Origin of the sequence: Streptomyces sp. SBT349 (assembly GCF_001083795.1) — a bacterium.
Classification (GTDB): Bacteria; Actinomycetota; Actinomycetes; order Streptomycetales; family Streptomycetaceae; genus Streptomyces.
Map to the genome: position 1 here is coordinate 1 of NZ_LAVK01000575.1, position 2,666 is coordinate 2,666.

Genomic DNA, 2,666 nt, shown 5'->3' on the forward strand with positions numbered 1-2,666 from the left:
CTCCAGCACCGAGGGCGCGGGGCGGGTGGGTCCGATGACCATGGCCAGGGGTGCCGCCGCCGGCGGGTGGGGCTCCTGCTCGCGGGTCACGGTTCCCGTCACGGACCGCCCCCCTTTCTTGCGCACGGTTGAGGTGGATGGCGCACGGTTGAGGTACCTGGCCTGGGCGGACGGAGGCCGGGGCGGAGGTCCGCCCCGGCGGGCGTTCGGCGGGGAGCGGACGTCAGGACGGGTCCTCGGCCCAGGCGGCGTAGTCCTCCCGGTACGGGGTGAAGATGTCCAGGGCCACCGACCGTTCGACGGCGATGACCTGGTGTTCGACGTCGCCCTTCAGGACGAAGCTGTCGCCGCCGACGGCCTCGAACTCCTCGTCGCCCGCCCTGACCCTGATGTGTCCGGAGATCAGATAGGCGAGCTGCTCGTGGGGGTGGCTGTGGAGCGGGAAGACCGAGCCCGCCTCCATCACGTGCTCGACCAGCATCAGCGTGTCGTTGAAGGCCAGCACGCGCCGGGTCAGCCGGGGGAACGCCTCCCGCCCCGTGATGTCGGCGCTCTTCGCGGTGACGACATCGCCGAACGCGCGGCTGGTGTTGTCGACAGTCATGGTCCGTCCTTTCGCCGGCGCCCCCGGCGTCTCAGCGGGCTCGCCCCTCGAAGAGCGGCAGGGGGGTGACATCGGCGTTCAGCGATCCGCTGCCCGCCTCGGTGGTCGGGAAGTGCGCCCGGTCGAAGACCTGGTGGAGCGAGGAGGTGCAGTCGGGCGGCACCGCGACGGCGACGCCGCGCTCGTCGGTCTCGGACTTGGCCGCGATGAACCGGTAGCTCTCCTGGGGCTGGAGGGGCAGCACCGACCAGGGGGTGCTCCGGCCGCCGAGGCGCTCGCGCCGGTAGTAGACCTCCCGCGGGTGCGCCGAGTCGTTGCGCACCTGGACGTGGAGGGCGCGGATGTCGCCGTACCAGTCGAAGGTGGCCGTGTCGAACGTCCCGCCCTCCGGCAGCTCGCCGGCGGTGGCGGGCCGGCGTCCGCCGCCGGGGATCCGCTTGATGGAGGCGTCGGCGCCGCAGCGGACGCAGGTGCCCTCGGGGGTGACCGCCAGGATGCGGGCGTTGAGGCCGTAGCGGGTGATCTGGAGCTCGCCGCAGCCGTGGCAGCGGGTGTTGGCCGACTCGGTGTCGTAGACGTTGCCGAGGTAGACGTGGCGCAGGCCCATGCCCAGACCCACCCGGCGGGCGGCCTCCAGCCGGTCGACGGGGGTCCTGATGGTGTTGGTCATCTTGTAGTCCGGGTGGAACCGGACGTAGTGGGTGGGGACTTCGGGGCCGAGCCGGTCGAGGACGAACGCGCCGATGTCGTGGGCGGTCTTCTCGTCGTCGCTGAGGTCGGTGACCATGAGGGTGGAGACCTCGACGTGCTTGCCGGCGCGGTAGACCTTCTCGGTCCCGTCGAGCACGGGCTGGAGCCACCCCTTGGTGATCTTGCGGTAGTACGTGGGGTCGATCGACTTGATGGAGATGGAGAAGATGTCGATGACGGGGATGAGTTCGTCGATGGCCTCCTCCGAGATGAAGAACGCCGACTTGTAGAGGTTGACGATGCCGGCCTCCTTGGCCAGCGCCGCCGTCTCCACCACGAACTCGTGCCAGACGACCGGGTCGTTGTAGGTCCAGGAGATCACGTCGATGTGGTGGCGCCTGGCGATGTCGACGACTTCCTGGGGCGTGTAGTGGAAGACGTCCTTGTCCTCGACATAACGGGCCTGGGACGTTTTCCAGTTGTGGCAGTAGTCGCAGTTGAGCATGCACCCGATGTTGCCCATCGAGAGAATGCGCGCGCCCGGCTCGTAGTGGAAGACGGCCTCGGTCTCGATCGTCTCCTCGGTGGCGTGCACGGAGCGGCCGTAGTTCAGGCTCACCAGGCGTCCGCCGCGATTGGCGCGGACCCGGCAGAATCCGTGCTGCCCCGGTCTGATGCGGCAGTTGCGCGGGCTGAGATGGCACCGCACGACATCGTCGGGAAGGCGCTCCTCCAGACGCGCCGGATAGCCGCCTTCCTGCCACTTCTTGTCTGCCACCTGCTGTTCCCCTTCCGTCCTTCGAGGATTCCGTCGTTGGAGGAGATGAGACACGGGCGGGGTCCGCCGACCGCGGTGGAGAACGCGCGGTCGACCTCTCCGTGGAGCGGCCGTGCGGCGGGCAGCTCGTGCACCGGGAAAATGGCCTCCACCGGGCGGACGGGATCGCGCGCATAACAGTCACCGCATTCGTCCCGCTGAATGTGCGGCGCTCTCCCGTAGGCGATGACGAGGCGTGGAGAATCCGACGAAAACGAGCTTATCGGCAGAAGAACGGGGCGGGCAACCGACGCCGGATCGACCGCGGCTCGCGCGGGCGGCCCCGTTCAGTCCGTGGCGCTGCGCTGATCCAGCAGGACGGAGAAGCGTGCGCAGTCCTCCGCGCACTTGAGCGCGAAGTCGGCGAGGGTGCGCAGGCAGTGCTCGGGGAGCATCGCCGCGAGGTGCTGCAACTGGTCGGCCGCCGACATGTGGGCGTCGAGCACGCGGAGCACGAGGCGGCCGGCCTCGGTGTAGCGCAACGACGGGTCGGTGCGCAGCCGTTGCAGGCTGGCCTTCCAGTCGGTGTCGGGGAGGGGGCGACCGCGCGGGATC

2 protein-coding genes and 1 pseudogene are annotated in these 2,666 nt (G+C 69.5%); all 3 read right to left on the bottom strand.

Translation table 11 applies throughout. From position 1 onward, the window contains the following. Nucleotides 1-223: 223 nt before the first annotated feature. The gene (locus tag ADY01_RS34750; protein WP_078900869.1) at nucleotides 224-604 is read right to left on the bottom strand and encodes a cupin domain-containing protein; all 381 of its coding nucleotides are present in this window, start codon (nucleotides 602-604) and stop codon (nucleotides 224-226) included. Nucleotides 605-635: 31 nt separating this feature from the next. After that, nucleotides 636-2,072, bottom strand: coding sequence for an AmmeMemoRadiSam system radical SAM enzyme (gene amrS, locus ADY01_RS34755; RefSeq protein ID WP_049580796.1), 1,437 nt, complete (start codon nucleotides 2,070-2,072; stop codon nucleotides 636-638). 326 nt (nucleotides 2,073-2,398) lie between these two features. Continuing rightward, nucleotides 2,399-2,666, bottom strand: a pseudogene (locus tag ADY01_RS34760) (hypothetical protein); the annotation flags it as partial.